The 18,183-nt window shown below is 62.5% G+C and carries 15 protein-coding genes and 1 pseudogene (1 of these 16 running past the window's edge); 7 read left to right on the forward strand and 9 right to left on the reverse strand.

Annotation, left to right across the window (positions count from 1 at the left end; all coding sequences use genetic code 11):
• Window positions 1–6,247 carry the 5' portion of a non-ribosomal peptide synthetase gene (locus BM279_RS15330; protein WP_093505053.1) on the reverse strand. 3,251 nt of this gene lie to the left of the window's left edge, so the window shows 6,247 of its 9,498 coding nt (coding positions 1–6,247); the start codon lies at window positions 6,245–6,247; its stop codon lies off the left edge, out of view.
• 592 nt (window positions 6,248–6,839) lie between these two features.
• Here BM279_RS15330 and BM279_RS23610 point away from each other — a divergent pair.
• Window positions 6,840–7,226 (forward strand): helix-turn-helix domain-containing protein, encoded by a 387-nt coding sequence (locus tag BM279_RS23610; RefSeq protein WP_244154167.1) that lies wholly within the window; start codon window positions 6,840–6,842, stop codon window positions 7,224–7,226.
• A gap of 103 nt (window positions 7,227–7,329) precedes the next feature.
• Here the strand turns inward: BM279_RS23610 and BM279_RS15340 are convergent, their stop codons facing one another.
• Window positions 7,330–7,599: a hypothetical protein gene (locus tag BM279_RS15340; protein WP_093505057.1), complete on the reverse strand. Its 270-nt coding sequence runs from the start codon at window positions 7,597–7,599 to the stop codon at window positions 7,330–7,332.
• Between the two features lie 239 nt (window positions 7,600–7,838).
• Here BM279_RS15340 and dusA point away from each other — a divergent pair, with 239 nt between their 5' ends.
• Window positions 7,839–8,843 (forward strand): tRNA dihydrouridine(20/20a) synthase DusA, encoded by a 1,005-nt coding sequence (dusA, locus tag BM279_RS15345; RefSeq protein WP_093505059.1) that lies wholly within the window; start codon window positions 7,839–7,841, stop codon window positions 8,841–8,843.
• A 91-nt stretch (window positions 8,844–8,934) separates the two neighbouring features.
• The gene (gene tal / locus BM279_RS15350; RefSeq protein WP_093505061.1) at window positions 8,935–9,861 is read left to right on the forward strand and encodes a transaldolase; all 927 of its coding nucleotides are present in this window, start codon (window positions 8,935–8,937) and stop codon (window positions 9,859–9,861) included.
• Between the two features lie 61 nt (window positions 9,862–9,922).
• Here tal and rssC read toward each other — a convergent pair whose 3' ends face one another.
• Both rssC and rssB read right to left on the reverse strand, forming a co-directional pair.
• Window positions 9,923–10,408 carry an anti-sigma factor antagonist RssC gene (gene rssC / locus BM279_RS15355; RefSeq protein WP_093505121.1) on the reverse strand — a complete coding sequence of 162 codons (486 nt, stop codon included), beginning with the start codon at window positions 10,406–10,408 and terminating at the stop codon, window positions 9,923–9,925.
• 8 nt (window positions 10,409–10,416) lie between these two features.
• Window positions 10,417–11,601, reverse strand: coding sequence for a two-component system response regulator RssB (gene rssB, locus BM279_RS15360; RefSeq protein WP_093505063.1), 1,185 nt, complete (start codon window positions 11,599–11,601; stop codon window positions 10,417–10,419).
• 209 nt (window positions 11,602–11,810) lie between these two features.
• On the opposite strand from rssB, the gene BM279_RS15365 reads away from it, so the two are divergent.
• A complete protein-coding gene (locus BM279_RS15365) occupies window positions 11,811–12,110 on the forward strand; it encodes a PilZ domain-containing protein (RefSeq protein WP_093505123.1) in 300 nt (99 codons plus the stop codon).
• Window positions 12,111–12,199: 89 nt separating this feature from the next.
• Here BM279_RS15365 and BM279_RS15370 read toward each other — a convergent pair whose 3' ends face one another.
• Entirely contained in the window at window positions 12,200–12,859 is a 660-nt protein-coding gene (locus BM279_RS15370; RefSeq protein WP_372239558.1) for an MlaA family lipoprotein, read from the reverse strand.
• Between the two features lie 237 nt (window positions 12,860–13,096).
• On the opposite strand from BM279_RS15370, the gene pcrP reads away from it, so the two are divergent.
• A complete protein-coding gene (gene pcrP / locus BM279_RS15375) occupies window positions 13,097–13,774 on the forward strand; it encodes an HAD superfamily inactivated hydrolase PcrP (protein WP_093505067.1) in 678 nt (225 codons plus the stop codon).
• A 98-nt stretch (window positions 13,775–13,872) separates the two neighbouring features.
• Window positions 13,873–14,139 carry a DUF4404 family protein gene (locus BM279_RS15380; protein WP_093505069.1) on the forward strand — a complete coding sequence of 89 codons (267 nt, stop codon included), beginning with the start codon at window positions 13,873–13,875 and terminating at the stop codon, window positions 14,137–14,139.
• Window positions 14,140–14,211: 72 nt separating this feature from the next.
• On the opposite strand, the gene queF is transcribed toward BM279_RS15380, so the two are convergent.
• The 3 genes from queF to BM279_RS15395 form a co-directional block, all read right to left on the reverse strand.
• Entirely contained in the window at window positions 14,212–15,039 is an 828-nt protein-coding gene (gene queF / locus BM279_RS15385; protein ID WP_093505071.1) for an NADPH-dependent 7-cyano-7-deazaguanine reductase QueF, read from the reverse strand.
• A 61-nt stretch (window positions 15,040–15,100) separates the two neighbouring features.
• Window positions 15,101–15,799 (reverse strand): orotidine-5'-phosphate decarboxylase, encoded by a 699-nt coding sequence (pyrF, locus tag BM279_RS15390; protein ID WP_093505073.1) that lies wholly within the window; start codon window positions 15,797–15,799, stop codon window positions 15,101–15,103.
• Window positions 15,800–15,887: 88 nt separating this feature from the next.
• Entirely contained in the window at window positions 15,888–16,643 is a 756-nt protein-coding gene (locus BM279_RS15395; RefSeq protein ID WP_093505075.1) for a sulfite exporter TauE/SafE family protein, read from the reverse strand.
• Between the two features lie 106 nt (window positions 16,644–16,749).
• Between BM279_RS15395 and BM279_RS15400 the strand changes: the two genes are divergently transcribed.
• Entirely contained in the window at window positions 16,750–17,715 is a 966-nt protein-coding gene (locus BM279_RS15400; protein ID WP_093505077.1) for a LysR family transcriptional regulator, read from the forward strand.
• A gap of 51 nt (window positions 17,716–17,766) precedes the next feature.
• Here BM279_RS15400 and adh read toward each other — a convergent pair.
• Window positions 17,767–18,183: pseudogene (gene adh, locus BM279_RS15405) on the reverse strand (aldehyde dehydrogenase); the annotation flags it as partial.

Here is an 18,183-nt window from a genome sequence, read left to right on the forward strand (position 1 = left end):
CGACGGTGGGCTGGCCGAGCAGCACCCGCACATCGACCGGCAGGCCGGCACTGCGCAGACGCTCGACCAGAGTCACGGCGAGCAGCGAATGGCCGCCGAGCTCGAAGAAGTTGTCCTGGCGGCCGACCTTTTCCACGTCCATCACCTGGGCCCAGAGTGCGGCGATACGTTCTTCCACCTCGCCCTGTGGTGCCTCGTAGACACGGCTGACCAGGGCATCGCGATCCGGGTCAGGCAATGCACGGCGGTCGAGCTTGCCATGTGCGGTCAGCGGCATGCTGTCCAGGCGGGTGAATGCCAGAGGCACCATATGCGCCGGCAAGCGCACCTGCAAAGCGTCACGCAGGGCCTCGCCAGACACCTCGGCAGCCGCCGTGAACCAAGCCAGCAGGCGTTGATCGCGAACCAGCACCACAGCGCTCTGTACCTCGTCGAGGCTGACCAGGGCCGCTTCAATTTCTCCCAGTTCGATGCGCATGCCACGGATCTTCACCTGGTCGTCGTTGCGACCCAGGTAGTCCAGTGTGCCATCGGCGTTCCAGCGCACCAGATCGCCACTGCGGTACATACGCGCACCGGGGCTGTCGCTGAACGGATCGGCCAGGAAGCGCGCCTCAGTCAGCGTTGGGGCATGCAGATAGCCACGGGCCACCCCTGCTCCGCCGATGTACAGCTCACCGGCCACGCCCTCGGGCACCGGCTGGCACTGTTCGTCGAGCACGTACACACAGGTGTTGGCGATGGCTCGGCCAATGTGCAGAGCCCCACCCGGACGCAGTTCGCCGGAAGTGGCGACCACCGTGGTCTCGGTAGGCCCGTAGTTGTTGACCACCGTGAAACCCGGGTCGCGGTCGAACTGGCGCAGGCGGTCGCCACCGACCAGCAGGGTGCGTAACGTCGGGTGCTGACGTGGGCGGCGCAGCGCCTGCTCGGCTACCGGGGTCGGCAGGAAGCTGACCTGCAGCGGCTGCTCCAGCCACCAGTCGAGCAGTTCATCGACATGTTCGTTGCTCACCTCGGCTGGCGGCAGGTGCAACACCGCACCACTGCACAAGGCAGACCAGACTTCCCAGGCCATGGCGTCAAAGCCGAAGCCGGCAACGCTGCTGGTATGGCTGCCCGCTGCCAGGGCGAAGGCCTGGCAATGCCAATGCACCAGGTTCTCCAGGGTGTGGTGTTCGACCATCACGCCCTTCGGCTGCCCGGTGGAGCCGGAGGTGTAGATCACATAAGCCAGGTTGTTCGCTGTCAGGCCAGGCACCTGCGGATTGCTTCCGTCAGCCTGGCGCCAGACCGGCGATTCGATATTCAAGTGTGGCCGGCCTGCAGCCAGCGCCTCGGTGGTGGTCTCGGTCAGCACCACTCGCGGATCACTGTCGGCCAGCAGGTAGGCAATGCGTTCGGCCGGATAGGCCGGATCCACTGGCACATAGGCGGCGCCGGCCTTGAGCACCGCCAGCATGGCGACCACGCGCTGCACACCACGTTGCAGGCACAGCGCGACACGCTGTTCCGGCGTGATGCCAAGGGCGATCAGGTGATGAGCCAGGCGGTTGGCCTGGGTATTGAGTTCGGCGTAACTGAGCACCTGTCCGGCCTGGATAAGCGCAGCAGCGTCGGGATACGCCCGTGCCTGCGCCTCGACCAGGGCTTGCACCGTGGCATGCCGGGGGAACGCCTGCACCTCGGTGCGTCCGGCCTCCAGCAGTTGGCGACGCTCGTCGGCGCTGAGCATCGGCAGTTGCTGCAGGCCGGTGGCCGGCGCCGAGGCCAGGGCCTGCACCAGTTGCTCCAGGCAATGCTCCACCCAGCCGACGATGCGCTGCGCGCCCAGGCCTTGCTGGGCCAGCACGTGCAGGTCGAATCCTTCACCGAGGTCATCGACGCTGAGGGTCAGCGGGTAGTTGCTGCGCACGTCGCCGCCCAGCACCCGCACGCCCTGCCACAGGCCCTGGCCTTCGCGCGGTTTCACGGCCGCGCTGTGCCGGTAATTGAGCAAGGCGCTGAACAAGGGTGCGCCGGCCGGCACGCCACTGCAGCGCTGAGCGAGCACCAGCGAAGCCTGTTCGTGGGCAATCAGCGCCGACAATCGGGCGTGTACGGCCTGTACCGCACTACGGGTATCCAGGGCTGTTGCGACACGCAGCGGCAAGGTGTTGATGAACACCCCTAGCGAGCGGTCGCCATCATCCGCCCCCATGCGGCCCAGCAGTACGGTGCCGAACACCACATCGCTGCGATTGGCCAGGGTGCTCAGCACCCGCGCCCAGGCCACGTGCAACAGGCTCGCCGCACTCACGCCGGCGCGCCTGGCCTGCTCACGCACCCGCCGGGCGAGTTCGCCGCTCAGCGCGCGGCGGCTCTCTTCGACGGCACTGCCATCCGCTGCGACCTCCTGCAGGCCAAAGGGCAGCGTCGGCTCGTCGACATCGCCAAGCATTTCGCTGAAGAACGCGGTGTGCCGCGCATCGTATCCAGCCAGACGCACCTGGGCCACGTAGTCGCGGTATGGCAGCGGCGCTGCCAGCTCGGCCAGGCGGCCTTCGAGAACGGCGGCCATCTCACGGCTGACGATTTCCATGGCGCTGTTGTCCAGCACCAGATGGTGGAACAGGATGATCGCCACGATTTCATCGCTGTCCGGTTGGCGGGCATGCACCAGGCGAATCAGCGGGGCCTGGGTCAGGTCGAGGCGATGGTGCCGGGCATCGAACTGGCGCTGCAGGCGTTCGAGGGTCGAACCCTGGGTGTCGCTCGGATCGAGACTGATGGCCTGCACCGACAGCGGCGCCTGGCGCCATACCACCTGATGGGGAGTCTCCAGGCCCTCCCAGACCAGCGCGGTGCGCAGGATGTCATGCCGTTCGATCACCTGCTGCAACGCCGCCGCCCAAGCCTGCAATCGCGCTAGCGAGTCGAAAGTCAGACGCCACTGCAGCAGATAGGGATCGCCCTGCCCGGCACTCAGGTGGTGATAGAGAATGCCCTCCTGCAGCGGTGTCAGCGAGTAGATGTCCTGGACATTACCCGCGCCACCCGGTACACCAGCGACGATGACATCGATCTCAGCCTGGCTCAATCGGGTCAGGCTCAGCAGCTCCGGAGTGATGTGCGTGCAACCGTCCGGAATACGGTTGGCCGGAATATTGAGCGCCGCAGCGCGCCGCTCGCTGGCGGCTAGCGCGGCCACGGTCGGGTGGCTGAGCAGGGTGTGCACATCGGCTTCCAGGCCAGCGCTGCGCAGGCGCTTGACCAGCTCGATGGCCAGCAGCGAATGGCCGCCCAGTTCGAAGAAGTTGTCCTGCCGCCCGACCCGTTCGGTGCCCAGCACCTCGGCCCAGATTTCCGCCATGCGGGTTTCCACGCCACCCTGCGGAGCTTGGTAAGCGCTGAGAGCCAAGCTAGCGCTATCCGGAACAGGCAGCGCTCGACGGTCGAGCTTGCCATTGCGCGTCAGTGGCCACTGCTCCAGGCGCACGAAGGCACGCGGCACCATGTAAGCCGGCAACTGCGCGCGCAGCGCCTCGCGCAACTGGCCGATATCGACAGCCGCCGACTCGGTGAACCATGCCACCAGGTGCTCGTCACGCACCAGCACCACAGCGTCCTTGACCACCGGCCAGGCCGCGATGGCCACCTCGATCTCGCCCGGCTCGATGCGCATGCCGCGAATCTTCACCTGATCATCGTTACGGCCCAGGTATTCCAGGGTGCCATCGGCGTTCCAACGCACCTGGTCGCCACTGCGGTACAGGCGAGCACCGGGCAGGCTACTGAACGGGTCGTCGATAAAGCGTTCGGCGGTAAGCTCTGGCCGGTTCAGGTAACCGCGCGCGACCCCTGCCCCGCCGATGTACAACTCACCGACCACGCCGACCGGTACTGATCGCAGATGGGCGTCCAGCACGTGAACCTGGGTATTGCCGATCGGCCCGCCGATGTGCAGACAGGTATCAGGCTGCACCACACCGGAGGTGGCGACCACGGTGGTTTCGGTCGGGCCGTAGTTGTTGATCACCTGGTAGCGACGCGCCTGGCTGAACTGACGCAGGCGATCCCCGCCGATCAGCAGGGTACGCAAGGTCGGGTGCTCCTGCGCGAGACCAAAGGCGTACTCCGCCACCGGCGTAGGCAGGAAGCTGACCTCTAGCGGCTGAGCTCGCCACCAGTCCAGCAAGGCTTCGACATCATCGCCACCCTCCTGAACGGGGGCCAGGTGGAGGGTGCCTCCGGCACACAGGGTCGGCCAGACTTCCCAGGCCATGGCATCGAAACCAAAGCCCGCCAGGCTAGAGGTGTGGGTACCCGGCTTCACATCGAAGGCAGTGCAGTGCCAGTCCACCAGGTTGGCGAGCATGCGGTGCTCGACCATCACCCCTTTCGGTTGGCCGGTCGAACCCGAGGTGTAGATGACATACGCCAGATTGTCGCCGCCCAGTTCGCTCAGCGGCGCCGTGACACCACTCGCTGCCTCGAACGCGAAGGTGTCCAACGCGACCAACGGCGCCGTCAGCGGCGGCAGGCGGTCGACCAGGGTGGTATGGGTCAGCACCACGGCCGGAGCGCTGTCGTCGAGCAGATAGGCCAGGCGCTCCTGCGGGTGCGCCGGATCGACCGGCACATAGGCGGCACCTGCCTTGAGCACCGCCAGCAGCCCCACGAGGGTATCCAGCCCGCGCTGGCAAACGACCGCTACACGGGTCTCGGGGCCGGCACCACAGTCGACCAAGTGCACAGCCAAGGTATTGGCGCGCTGCTCGAGCTGCGCGTAGGTCAGCTGCTGGTCGAGGTGTACCGCTGCAAGGGCATCCGAGCGCTGACGAGCCTGTTGCTCGATGCGTTGATGAATCAGTGGCTCGCTCGACGAGATCATCTCGGTGGCGTTCCAGCCTGCCATAAGCTGCTGCTCGGACAGTGTTGACAAGCTGAAATCGGCAATCATCCGCTCAGGGTTTTCAAGCCCCTGCTCTAGAATCTGCAGCAGGCGCTCGCCAATTGCGGCAGCGTCCTCATCCCCCAGCCACGCACGGTTATAGACCAGGTGTAACCATGTAGCACCAGTTAGGGCATTGCTGCGCAGATGGATGGCCAGGGGCGTACTTTCATGCCCATTGGAGACCTTGAACGTGCTGGCTTGGGCATCGCCATAGCGGTAGTCATGATTTTCCTGCTCGTAGGATACCGACACCTCGAACAACTGCGACCGCTCCTCGCGCGACAGTCCCAGCTGCCGATTGAGCTCGCTCAAGGGAAAACGCTGATGGCGAAAGTCACGCTTGAGGCTGTCTCGAATGGCTACGATCAGTCCGCCGAAATCGTCATGTTCAGAGCTTTGCAGACGCACCGCACTCACCTGCGCAAAATGCCCCAGAGTCGCCTTGCCGCGCGCCCCGCTGCGGTTGAGTAGCGGTACACCCACCACCCACTCTGAACGCTGCAGGGTGCGAGTGAAGTAAATGTGCGCTGCCGCAAGTAGTACATGGAAGGCAGAGGATCGGTGATGTTGTGCGAGCGCCTGCATTCGCAGGTGCAGATCCGCGGGCAGCGCCTGTACCCAAGTATTTGATGGCGTTGCCGCTGTCTCGTCAGGCCGCCGATGGCGCGCTATAAGTACCGGCTCGGGGAGGCTCTGGTACTTGTCAAGCCAGTAGCTCTGGTCGCGCATGAACGGGGCAGATTGCCGATAACGCAGGTCATCCTCAATGAACGCGCTGTAGCAAAGACCTTGATCCTCGACTTCTACACCCTCGCCTAACGCTGTGTAATGCTCGCCCAGCACCTTGACCAACTGCCCGAAGCCCCAGCCGTCGAGAATCAGATGATGGGCATGGATCGCCAGCCAATGCTCCTCTGTGGCCACACGGATCAGACAGAAAGTTATCAGAGAGCTGCTGTATAACTGGTAGGGGCGTTGCATCTGTGCATCGACTAGTCGCTGTGCAGAAAGTGACGGCTCTGGCTCGGCACTCAGATCATGTAGCGCCATATCCACCGAAGTGGGTGCTGCGAAGGATTGCACCGGCAAACCATCGCCCTCTTCCATGGGCATTATCACCGTGCGTAGCGCCGAGTGAGCGGCCACCAGGCGCTCAACTGCCAGCCTCAGCCTGCTGATGTCGAGAGCCCCTGTCAGTCTTAGGTAGCCGCCGATGTTATAGAGCGGAGAATCGCCATGGCTGATCTGGTCGAGCCAGACATCCTGTTGAGCGGCACTCAGCGGAAAGCGTTCGACAGCGCGGGCAGGCATGGCTCAAGGTCCTTCTTGGCAAATTTAAGCGGGAATTAAACATTGCCGTTTTTGTCATGCATGACCCCTCAAACCGGGGCAACCGAAATAGTAATTATTTGTAACCTTTTGACAGGACCTCCTCACGAAGTTTGAATCTAGTCTGAGCCTTTTAGGAGCTCACCAGCATCTCTGCCTGAGGACTTTTGAGGACTGTGAAATCATCATGATTAGTGCGAAATTCGCCGATGAAGCTGACGACCCAGTCTTTTGCCAGCGCCTCGCTCTTGTGGTAGCGAGTACTGGCGGCCCCACTTTCGCCAGCAGAGTCCTGGAACTGATTGGCGATGTAGTACCCATTCATGGCCTAGAAATAAGCGAATTGACAATAGATATATCGAGCGCCGAAATTCGAGACGTCACAGCCATAGGCTCCGCAGGCGTCGCTTATAGAGGATGCGGTACTGGTGCACTTGAGCAAGGTTTACTACCGAGCATTCTGCACATGAAGGATCCGCTTCTTATTCAAAGCAGATTGAGACCTAGCGATTCCCACCCAAAGGGTCCTGTTCATCAGTGCAATTTGGTCTCCCGCACCGGGAATCTCCGGCGCATGATTTGTTTCTACCGCCAGGCAAGCTTGCGCAGCTTCTCATTGTCAGAAATGTCAGCACTCAAGGTGCTTTCGGACACGCTTTTGATACTCCTAGAGCAGCACTCACGTAATTTGACTCGTGCAGGAGTGTCGAAAAAATCAGCCAGCAATACAGTCCATTCTATGGATAGTGCTTTCAGCAAAAAGCTTGAGCGGGAATGCATTCCACTTTCTTCCCGAGAACAAGAAGTTTGCGTAGGTTTGCTATCAGGTAAAACGGTTCCTGAGCTGGCATTGCGTCTACAGGTCAAGAACAGTTCTGTTGAAAGCTATCTCAAGCGCGCCACTGGCAAGCTCGGCATTAAAGGACGTCACGGCTTGGCACGATGGATGGCTGGCGGCTGATTTGAATTAAATCAGGAGCTGAATCGCCGCCAGAAAAGGGCGATATAAAAGCAAAGCTGCCATTCTTCATTGGAGGGGTAAGCAAAATGTGGGGTAGATAATTTCAGTCGCCCCCGCCGCCTCCATCCCCACCGCCATCACCGCCCCCACAATCGCTTGCACCGCCATCACTTCCGCAAAAGTTGCCGCCGCGGTGGTCGTTATCGATCATGGTGCTGCTGGAACCGCCCGAGTCGCCAGAGTCATTTTTCTTACTTGGCTTGCGACTGGCGGAGGTGAAGAACTTGTAGAGAATGCGCGCCCCCAACGCCACCAACACCAGTACATAGATCCACTGGGTTATACCGATACCCCAAAAGCCCTGATTGATCATCGCCATATCCTGCCGACTGTCCCGCCCTGAGCCAGTGTCGTCATCGAGGCACTGGTATTTCGCTACTTACGACCCGGCCAGGCTGATGGTCGTTCAACGCTGCTCCGCATCGCTTTCCTGATAAACTGCGCGCCCGACACCTATGCCCCGGCCTAGGTGCATCAACCCGTTTACCTTACTTGACGATTTCACTTCCGGCCCTGTAGCAAACCGCCAGAATCATTACCCCTATACCCGAGATGCCCTTGCAAACTGCCTCCGCCACCGAACGCCCAATCCTCTCCCGTCGCTTCTCCGTGGCGCCCATGATGGACTGGACTGATCACCATTGCCGCTACTTCCTGCGCCAGCTGTCGCAGCATGCGCTGCTGTACACGGAAATGGTCACCACCGGGGCGCTGCTGCATGGAGATACCGCGCGTTTTCTGCATTACGACCAGAGCGAGCACCCCGTGGCGCTGCAACTGGGCGGTAGCAACCCGGCGGATCTAGCGGCCTGCGCACGCATTGCCGAGCAGGCGGGGTACGACGAGGTTAACCTCAATGTCGGCTGCCCCAGCGATCGGGTGCAGAACAACATGATCGGCGCCTGTCTGATGGCCCACCCGGCGTTGGTAGCGGAGTGCGTCAAGGCAATGCGTGACGCAGTGAGCATTCCGGTGACCGTCAAGCACCGCATCGGCATCGACGGGCGCGACAGCTACGCAGAGCTCCGCGACTTCGTCGGCCAGGTGCGGGATGCCGGCTGCGGCAGTTTCACCGTGCATGCGCGAATCGCCATCCTGTCGGGACTGTCTCCCAAGGAAAACCGTGAGATTCCGCCGCTGCGCTATGACATCGCCGCCCAGCTCAAGCAGGACTTCCCGAATCTGGAGCTGATCCTCAACGGCGGCATCAAGACCCTCGACGCCTGTCAGGAGCACCTGCAGACCTTTGACGGCGTGATGCTCGGCCGCGAGGCTTACCACAACCCGTACCTGCTGGCAGAGGTCGACCAGCAACTATTCGGCAGCGAGCGTGTGCCGGTCAGCCGCCATGCGGCGATGCTCGCGATGCGCCCCTATATCGAGCGACACATGGCCGCCGGTGGCCTGATGCACCATGTCACACGCCATATGCTCGGCCTGGCTCAAGGCTTCCCGGGCGCTCGGCGCTTCCGTCAGCTGCTGTCGGCGGACATCCACAAGAGCGATCAGCCACTGGCCATTTTCGACCAGGCGGCCGACATCCTGCAGGGCCGTTGAGCTTCTATGGCCACTCGGCGGCCTTGCCAGCAGTTGAGCGCCAACTGAGGCTCAGGTAAGGTCTTGGCACCCGAATCGACAAGGCCGTGCCATGACCTCCAAGCTGGATCAACTCAAGCAGTTCACCACCGTGGTTGCCGACACCGGCGACATCGACGCCATCGCTCGTCTCAAGCCGGTGGACGCCACCACCAACCCCTCACTACTGCTCAAGGCCGCCGCACTGCCCCGCTACGCCGAGCTGCTCAAGCAGGCGGTGGCGGCGAGCAAGGGCGACGTCGACCTGGCCAGCGACCGCTTTGGCGTGACCGTGGGTCGAGAAATCCTTCAGGTGATTCCCGGCCGTATTTCCACCGAGGTAGATGCCCGTCTGTCCTTTGACACCCAGGCCACTCTAAGCCGCGCCAAACGCTTGGTTGAGCTATACGAAGAAGCCGGCGTGAGCCGCGAGCGTATCCTGATCAAGATCGCCTCGACCTGGGAAGGCATTCGTGCCGCCGAGCAGCTGGAAAAGTCCGGCGTACAGACCAACCTGACCCTGCTGTTCTCGTTCGCCCAGGCGCGCGCTTGCGCCGATGCCGGCGCGTTCTTGATCTCGCCGTTCGTGGGCCGAATCTACGACTGGTACAAGAAGGCCGAAGGCCGTGACTATGTCGGCGCCGAAGACCCGGGCGTGCAGTCCGTGACGCGCATCTACGACTACTACAAGGCCCAGGGCCACAAGACCGTGGTAATGGGCGCGAGCTTCCGCAACGTCGGTCAGATCGAACAACTGGCTGGTTGCGACCGCCTGACCATCAGCCCCGAGTTGTTGCAGCAACTGGCCGACGACAATGGCCCGCTGGAACGCAAGCTCAATACCGAAGTCTCCGGACAGAGCGAAGCACGGATCAGCGAGAGCCAGTTCCGCTGGGACATGAACGAAGACGCCATGGCCACCGAAAAGCTCGCCGAGGGCATCCGCGGGTTCGCTCGCGATCAGGAGAAACTGGAAAAGCTGCTCACTGCCAACAGCTGAGCCTGCACAACGAAAAACGGGGCGCCGATATTCTCGGCGCCCCGTTTTTTATGGCCGGGCTTCAGGGGTGCTGTTCTAGTGCGCTGACCAGGTCATGAAAGGCCGCACGGTTCGACTCGTTCAGGCCCATCAGGATGCGATGCGCTTCCAGCACATGAGCACGCACCACATCTTCCGACTGATCCTGCGATGGCAGGTCGGACAGGCAATCCGGACACTCGTAGGGCTGATCGATGATGTTGAACACCTGATCGAAACCCATGGACTGCAGCAGTCGGGTGATGTCGGCGTGAGTGGTCACCACCGTTGGCAACAGACCAACCTTCTGGCGCGACAGAATCGAGAGTTTGGCCAGCAGCCCCAAGGTGGTGCTGTCGATGCTGCGGGTTTCCGTCAGATCGATGACGATGGCGGAAAAATTCAGCGCCGTGAAGATCTTCTCGATTGTGGCGTCCAGAGCCGAACACAGGGTCAGGCGCACTTCGCCGATGAACTTCAGGACGAAGGTACCATTCTGTTCGGCAAACTGGATTCTACCGGGGCTTATCCCAGGATTCATGCAAGGTTCCTGCTTAACACCAGCAAGGCGATATCATCCGGCATCTCCGCCAGATTGGCCAGTCCAAACACGCTACGCAACCCATCCAGGGTTCCACCTGCCTCGCTGACCAGCTTGGGCAGCAGGGCTTCTTTTTCCTGAAGGTTGTCACCGTCGAGCAAGTCAAGGATGCCGTCGGACAACAACGTCAGGCTGAATGATTCGGGAAGCTCGATTTCCAGGTCGTTGTAGTCGGCCTCCTTGAACAGGCCGACCGGCAGGCCGCGACCCTCCAGGTAATAGGCCTTGTCACCGGTGTACATCACCGGCAGCGGCAAGTGGCCGCCGATGCTGTAGGTCAAACGGTTGGACTCTTCGTCGATCACGCCGCCGAGCATGGTCACATGCTTGCCCAGCTTGCAGTTGATCAGCCCACGGTTGATGTGGCTGAGCACGTCCGACGGTTTGAATTCGGGCAGCATGCCGTTGCGCCGCGACTCGTAGAGCAGGCGCGTGGTCATGAACTTGAGCAGTACGGTGACGAAGGCCGACGACGCGCCATGGCCGGATACGTCCGCCAGGTAGAAAGCCACACGGCGCTCGTCGACCCGGAAGTAATCGACGAAGTCACCGGAGAGATAGAGCGACGGAATGATTTGGTGGGCGAACGACAGCCCCTCGTCTTCCCAGGGCGTGACCGGCAGCATGTTCATCTGCACCTGGCGGCCAGCGTTCTGGTCTTCCTGCAACAAGTGCAGGCTGGCCTGCAGCTCGCGGTTGGCGGTTTCCAGCTTTTCGCGGTAGCGCTCGTTCTCCTGGCGCAGGTGCACCCGATCCAGCGCACGGCGCACCGAATGTTCGAGTACGGCCAGGTCTTCCAGAGGCTTGATCAGATAGTCGGCAGCGCCGAGGCGCAGGGCCTCGACCACATCGGTCATCACGCCGGCACCGGAGACCACGATGATTGGCGCGGAATACTCCAGCGCGCTGATACGGCGGATCAGTTCGAGACCATCAACCTGCGGCATGCGTAGGTCGCAAACCACCAGATCGGGCCGCTCGCGTTCGAACACTTCGAGACCTTGCAGGCCGTTGCTGGCCAGCAGGATGTTGAAGCCGCTGTCTTCCAAGTAGGCTGCAATGCTGGCGCGCACGACTTCGTCGTCATCGATCAGCAGCAACGTGGCACTGGTTTTGTGCATGGGGTGTCCAGGCAAACTGCGCCGGGGATGGTTAGCGTAAACGCAGCCAACAACCTGCGCGGGTACACGGTTCGCGTCAAGGCGCAGACGGTACTCCCATCCTCAGCGCGATTCAACAGGCGCCGTTGCCGCTGAGCGGCTTTACACCTTAAATGGCAGAGGGTTATAAGAACTGCAACAAAAGCCCGACCTTCAATGAGGATAGCTTGATGAGCCAGAATGATCGTGATTACACGGAAAAGCGCGATTACATTCGCATGCGCCTGGAAACCCAGGTGACGCTGACTCACGACGGCCAGTCGGTTCCGGCACTGTGCCGGGACCTCTCGAGCACCGGCATGCAGCTCGAAGCGCAGTGCAAGGCGAAGGTGGGCGACAAGGTAAGCGTGCTGGTTCCGTCCACTCACGATTCACTCAAGGGGCTGGAAACCGAAGCGGAAGTCGTACGCGTAACCGATCTGGAAGATGGCCGGCAAGTGCTGGGACTGGCCGTGACCTCGATGAACTGAAACATTCAGTAACGTGATGGAGCCCACCTCCATCACGCCTCTCTCGGGCCGTTCGACCCTCGTCCTACCAACAGCGACCTAGCTGTTTTCTAGAAATCATCCTCCACCTCGCCGTCACGCACGCGGAATTCGCGGTTCTGCAGGTAGGCGTTGCGGATGAAGATGTACTTGTCGCCGCTGACCATGCGCTCGGCATCCAGCAGGCTGGCGCGGGTATCGACTACGTTGACGCCGCGCACCACATTGCGCGTCGGCACATGGTCGATATAGGGATACACCGTCAGGAAGCTATCCGGAATCTTGGCCGGCGCATCGCGCAGCGAGCTCGGACCGAGCAGTGGCAGCACCAGATATGGGCCGCTTTCCACGCCCCATACGCCTAGGGTCTGGCCAAAGTCTTCGTCGCTGCGCTGCAGGCCCATGCGAGTAGCCACGTCGAAAAAGCCCAGACCGCCAAGGGTTGTGTTGAACAGGAAACGGCTGGTATCAACGCCCGCATCGTGCACCTTGCCCTGCAGCAGGTTGTTGGCCAGGTTGCCGACCTCCCACAGGTTGCGGAACACATTGTGCACACCGGTTTCGACGAATTGCGGCGTCACCTTGCGATAACCCTGAGCCAAGGGCTTGAGGGCGTAGGTGTCGACAGCATCATTGAAGCGGAAGATGGGACGATTGACTGACTCCCAAGGGTCTTCCGTTGCCGCCTGGCCTGCCAACGGCAGCGCCATCAGACCGGCGCAGGCCAGCATCCGACCAAGGCTCGCGATCCAATCGGGTCCAATCAAACGCATCATGTTTCTCCTAGGCTATGGGCGCAGCCTGTCAGGCGGCAGCGCCATAGTATAAAGCCGTCTGCAGGCAATAGGCAGAGCGCCGTGGCGCCTGGGACGCGCTTCACGCTACCGCATGTCTGGGGAATGGCTTGTCACGCCATCGTCACATTGGCTTGCCATGGTGGGCGCGATTACCGCCAGGGAATGACACCCATGCCTCAGCCCGCGTTCTGCGCCGCCACTTCTCCCTTCACGGCCATCCTCTTCGGCCTGTCCGGCTGCCTGGTGGACTTCGGCGCCCGCAGCGCATCGCTAAATGCCCAGCGACACCTGACACTGGTGCGTGAAGGCGGCAACCCTGCGCGCCAGCCAATCGGTAGCCTGGAGCTGGATAGCTGCGCCGAGCCGACACCAGGCGCACTCAGCACCCTGCGCAGCCTGCATGAACAGCAAGTGCCCTGCGCCTGGCTGGACGAGCTGCCGCAAAGCCTGACCGAGAAACTGGCCGCCCGCCTGCCCGACTGGCTGGCGGCCTCCCCGACTTGCACCCAGCGCATCTGGCCGGCACCGGATGCCTGCTGGCAGGCCCTCGCAGCGCTGCAGATCGAGCGCCTGGAAGGCTGCGTGCTCGTCAGCGGCGAGCCGCGTCTGGTACAAGCGGGGCTGAATGCCGGCTTGTGGACGGTCGGCCTGGCCGCCTGCGGCTCACTGGCCGGCCATACCCTGGCAGACTGGCAACTGCTTGACGGCACGCAACGCGACCGCTTGCGCGCCGAGGCAACGCTGGCCCTTTACCGCATCGGCGCGCACTCGGTGATCGACCAGCTTACCGACCTGCCAGCCTGCCTCGAGCACCTGCAGATCCGCCGCAGCAAGGGCGAAAAGCCCTGACCCGGCACCTTTCGATTGAGCTAGGCTGGATACGAAGTACTGACCTTTCGTCGCGCCGTACAGTCAATTGTCTTGCCTATCAAGAAAGGGAGAGCCCCATGCCTGCGAACCATCTGCAGCAGCAACTGGAAGAGCTGCGCAAGCAACTGGTCGAACATCCGCCGGAAAGCGAGGAGGACCGCGAATCGCTGGAACTGCTCGCCCGCGACATCGAACTGCAGCTCGCCGCACAACCGGTGTCCACCCCCGATGCCTCGCTGGTCGATGGCGTCAACCTGGCGGTGGAGCGCTTCGAAGTCAGCCACCCGACGCTCGCCGGCAGCCTGCGCAACATCATGCAGACCCTGGCCAACATGGGTATCTGAACCCGATGCCAGAAACGAAAAAACCAGCCTTACGGCTGGTTTTTTTTGCCTTTCCATTCAGGCAGATAACGCCTATTGCCGGACCAGACGCCGGTTCGCCGACAACGCCTTCAACGTCGTGCGGTACGGATTGATATCCAGGCCACCGCGGCGCACATAGCGCGCATACACGGTCAGGTACTCCGGCTGCAGCAGCTTGTGCAGATCCAGAAAGATCCTCTCCACGCACTGTTCGTGGAAATCCGCATGCTGGCGGAAGCTCACAAGGTAAGCCAAAAGGCTGGCCGGATCCAATTTTGCCCCACGACACTCGACCACCACACTGCCCCAGTCCGGCTGGCCGGTGACCGGGCAGTTGGATTTGAGCAGGTGGCTGTGCAGGCTCTGTTCGACGACGCGCGCCGGATCGCAGCGCAGCAGCTCGGGCTGCGGCGCGGCGTAGTTGCTGATGCTTACGTCCAGCTCGTCGATGCACAGGCCCGGCAAGGCGCTCAGCCCTTCGCGCGCGGCTTCTTCCAGGCTGCGCACACGCACACTCACCGGCTTGCCCGCAGTAGCCGACAGGTCTTTCTCCAGCACAGCGACCAATTCGGCCACGCTGGCGAACACCGACTGGTTCAGCGAGTTCAGGTACAGCTTGAAGGACTTGGACTCGATGATGTTCGGCGAATCGGCGGGAATCGCGAACTCGCCGATGGCCACGACCGGTTTGCCGGATGGCAGCAGCCAGGACAGCTCGAAGCAGTTCCAGTAATCCACGCCGCTATACGGCAGCGTATCGGCGCTCAGGCCCAGTTCGGCCCACTTGGTCGCACGAGGAATGGGAAACAGCAGTTCGGGCGAATAAGTGGCGATATACTCGCTGCTCTTGCCCAGCGGCGAATGTTCCACGGAATTCATGAGGCGTTACCTGCAATGCAACGGGTGCGGCAGCGAGCGCCGCACGAAAATGAAGGGCTGATCAACCCAGCTCGGCGACCAGCTTGGCCAGGGCGGCGGCCGGATCCGCGGCCTGACTGATCGGACGGCCGATCACCAGGTAGTCGGAGCCGGCGTCCAAGGCCTGGCGCGGGGTGAGGATACGGCGCTGATCGTCCTGGGCGCTGCCGGCTGGGCGAATGCCGGGCGTCACCAGCTGCAAACCAGGTTGAGCGGCCTTGAGAGCCGGTGCTTCGAGGGCAGAACAGACCAGGCCATCCATGCCGGCTTTCTGCGCCAGCGCGGCCAGGCGCAGCACCTGCTCCTGGGGCTCGATGTCCAGACCGATACCGGCCAGGTCCTCGCGCTCCATGCTGGTCAGCACGGTCACGCCGATCAGCAGCGGTACCGGGCCGTTGAAGGCGTTCAACACCTCACGGCAGGCGCTCATCATGCGCAGGCCGCCGGAGCAATGCACGTTGACCATCCACACGCCCATCTCCGCGGCGGCCTTCACGGCCATGGCGGTGGTATTGGGGATATCGTGGAATTTCAGGTCGAGAAACACCTCGAAGCCGCGCTCACGTAGCGTGGTGACGATGTCCGATGCGCAGCTGGTGAACAGCTCCTTGCCCACCTTGACCCGGCACAGTTTCGGATCGAGCTGATCGGCCAGCGCAAGTGCCGCCTCACGGGTCGGAAAATCCAGGGCGACGATGATGGGTGTCTGACAAACGGACATGGGCAATTCTCGAGCGGACCAAATTCGGCGCGCATTGTAGCGCAATGCCGCCGCGATGGGCGGCGGCCCGGACGAGACTCGTCGGGTGTCAGATCTTCAGTCCGAGCATCAGCGCGCACACCAGCAGGAAGGCGGTAAACAACACGCGCAGCATGCGCTCGGGCAAGGCGTGGGCCAGGCGTACACCCCAGCTGATGCTGAGCAACCCGCCGATGGCCAGCGGAATGGCCAGCGCCCATTGCACATGGTCATGCAGCGCGTAGGTGGCCAAGGTCACTCCGGTGCTGGGCGCAGCCAACGCCAGGGCAAGCCCCTGGGCGACTACCTGGGAAGTACCGAATACGCTGGTCAGAATCGGCGTAGCGATCACCGCACCACCGACGCCGAACAAGCCGCCCAGAAGGCCCGAGCCGCTGCCCAACACGGTCAACCAAGGCCATGGATGACGCAACTGGCCCGACGCAGCCGGCGGGCGCAGAACCATGCGCAGCAGGTTGTAGAACGCCAATGCGACCAGGAACGCCACGAACGCCAGGCGCATTGACTCGGGGTCCAGATTGACCGCCCAGCTGGCGCCGAACAGCGCGAACACGAAGCTCGTCAGCGCCAGGGCCAGGGCGTGGCGCAGGTCGATACGGTTGCGCTGATGATAGCGCCACAGCGCTAACAGCACGTTGGGCACCACCATGACCAGCGCCGTGCCTTGGGCAAGCTGCTGATCGAGACCGAACAGTACACCCAATGCCGGAATCGCGATCAGGCCGCCGCCAATACCGAACAGCCCGCCGAGAGTGCCGAGCGCCAGGCCAAGCAGAATATTCAGGGCAAACGCTAGCAGATCCATCATTCATCTCAATAAACAAGGTGAGCGCATGCTACCTGCGGCTGCCTAGATAGGTAACGCATAGCCCGGCATAATGGCTGTGCGTTTTGCGCATAGCGAGCCTGCCATGAATCCCGATGCTCTGACTGACCAACTCAGCCTGTTTCTCGACGTGCTGGAAAGCGGCAGCTTTTCCGCCGCCGCCCGGCTGCATCCACTCACGCCGTCGGCGGTGTCGCGGCGTATCGACGCCTTGGAGCGCTCGCTGGACTGCGCCCTGTTCAGCCGCAGCACCCATGCGGTGCGCGCCACGCCGGCAGGCCTGGCGTTCGCCGAACGAGCGCGGCGGATTCTCGCCGAACTGCACCTGGCGCGCGCCGAGGCGGTATCGCTTAGCAGTGCGCCGGAGGGACTAATCCGCATCGACTCACCGGCGCCGTTCGGTCGTCGCCACCTGGCGCCTGCAATTGCCGACTTTCTCACCGCCTACCCGGGGCTGGACGTGCAGCTACGGCTGATCGACAGCTTTATTGATCTGCACGGTGCTCACTTGGGCGAAGTGGATCTGGTGCTGCGCATCGGGCCGCTCGCCGATACCCGCCTGGTGGCAACGCCGCTGTCGCCGATGGTGCGAGTGGTCTGTGCCAGCCCGGCGTACCTGGAGCGCCGCGGCGTGCCGCGAACCCCTGCCGAGCTGCTAGAGCACGATGGCCTTGACTGGGACGGCCTGGCACCCGCTTACGCCTGGCGCTTCGAGAACGCAGGCAAGCTGGCGGTCTACCGCCCCCGTCGCCTGCGCATGACCGCCAACAATGCCGAGACGCTGGTATTCAGCGTACTGGCCGGCCTCGGCGTGGCGCATCTGCCGACCTGGCTGGTCAGCGAGTACCTGGTGCGTGGCGACCTGGTGGCGCTGTTCTGCGATAACGGCCTGCCGGCGCCCGAGCCCAGCGGCATCTACGCACTGCGCCTGGAGCGCGATACGGATTCGCGCAGCCGTCTGCTGCTGGAGTTTCTGAAAAACCGCTTTGGCCCCACGCCGCCTTGGGACCTGCCACTGCAGAGCGCCCTGCAACGGGGTGCCGGCAACTAGAAAACAAAAACGCGGCCGAGGCCGCGTTTTTGTTGAGCAGCCACTAAACGATCAGAAGAAGCCCAGCGGGTTGATGTCGTAGCTGATCAGCAGGTTCTTGGTCTGCTGGTAGTGGTCGAGCATCATCTTGTGGGTTTCGCGCCCGACCCCGGACTTTTTATAGCCGCCAAAGGCAGCGTGCGCCGGGTACAGGTGGTAGCAGTTGGTCCACACGCGCCCGGCCTTGATGCCGCGGCCCATACGGTAGGCGCGGTTGATGTCGCGCGTCCACACGCCGGCGCCCAGGCCGAACTCGGTGTCGTTGGCGATGGCCAGGGCTTCGGCTTCGTCCTTGAAGGTGGTCACGCCCACCACCGGGCCGAAGATTTCTTCCTGGAATACGCGCATTTTGTTGGTGCCCTTGAGCAGGGTCGGCTGGATGTAATAACCGCCTGCCAGGTCGCCCTCCAGCTTCTCGGTGGCGCCGCC

Origin of the sequence: Phytopseudomonas straminea, assembly GCF_900112645.1 — a bacterium.
GTDB classification, from domain to species: domain Bacteria; phylum Pseudomonadota; class Gammaproteobacteria; order Pseudomonadales; family Pseudomonadaceae; genus Aquipseudomonas; species Aquipseudomonas straminea.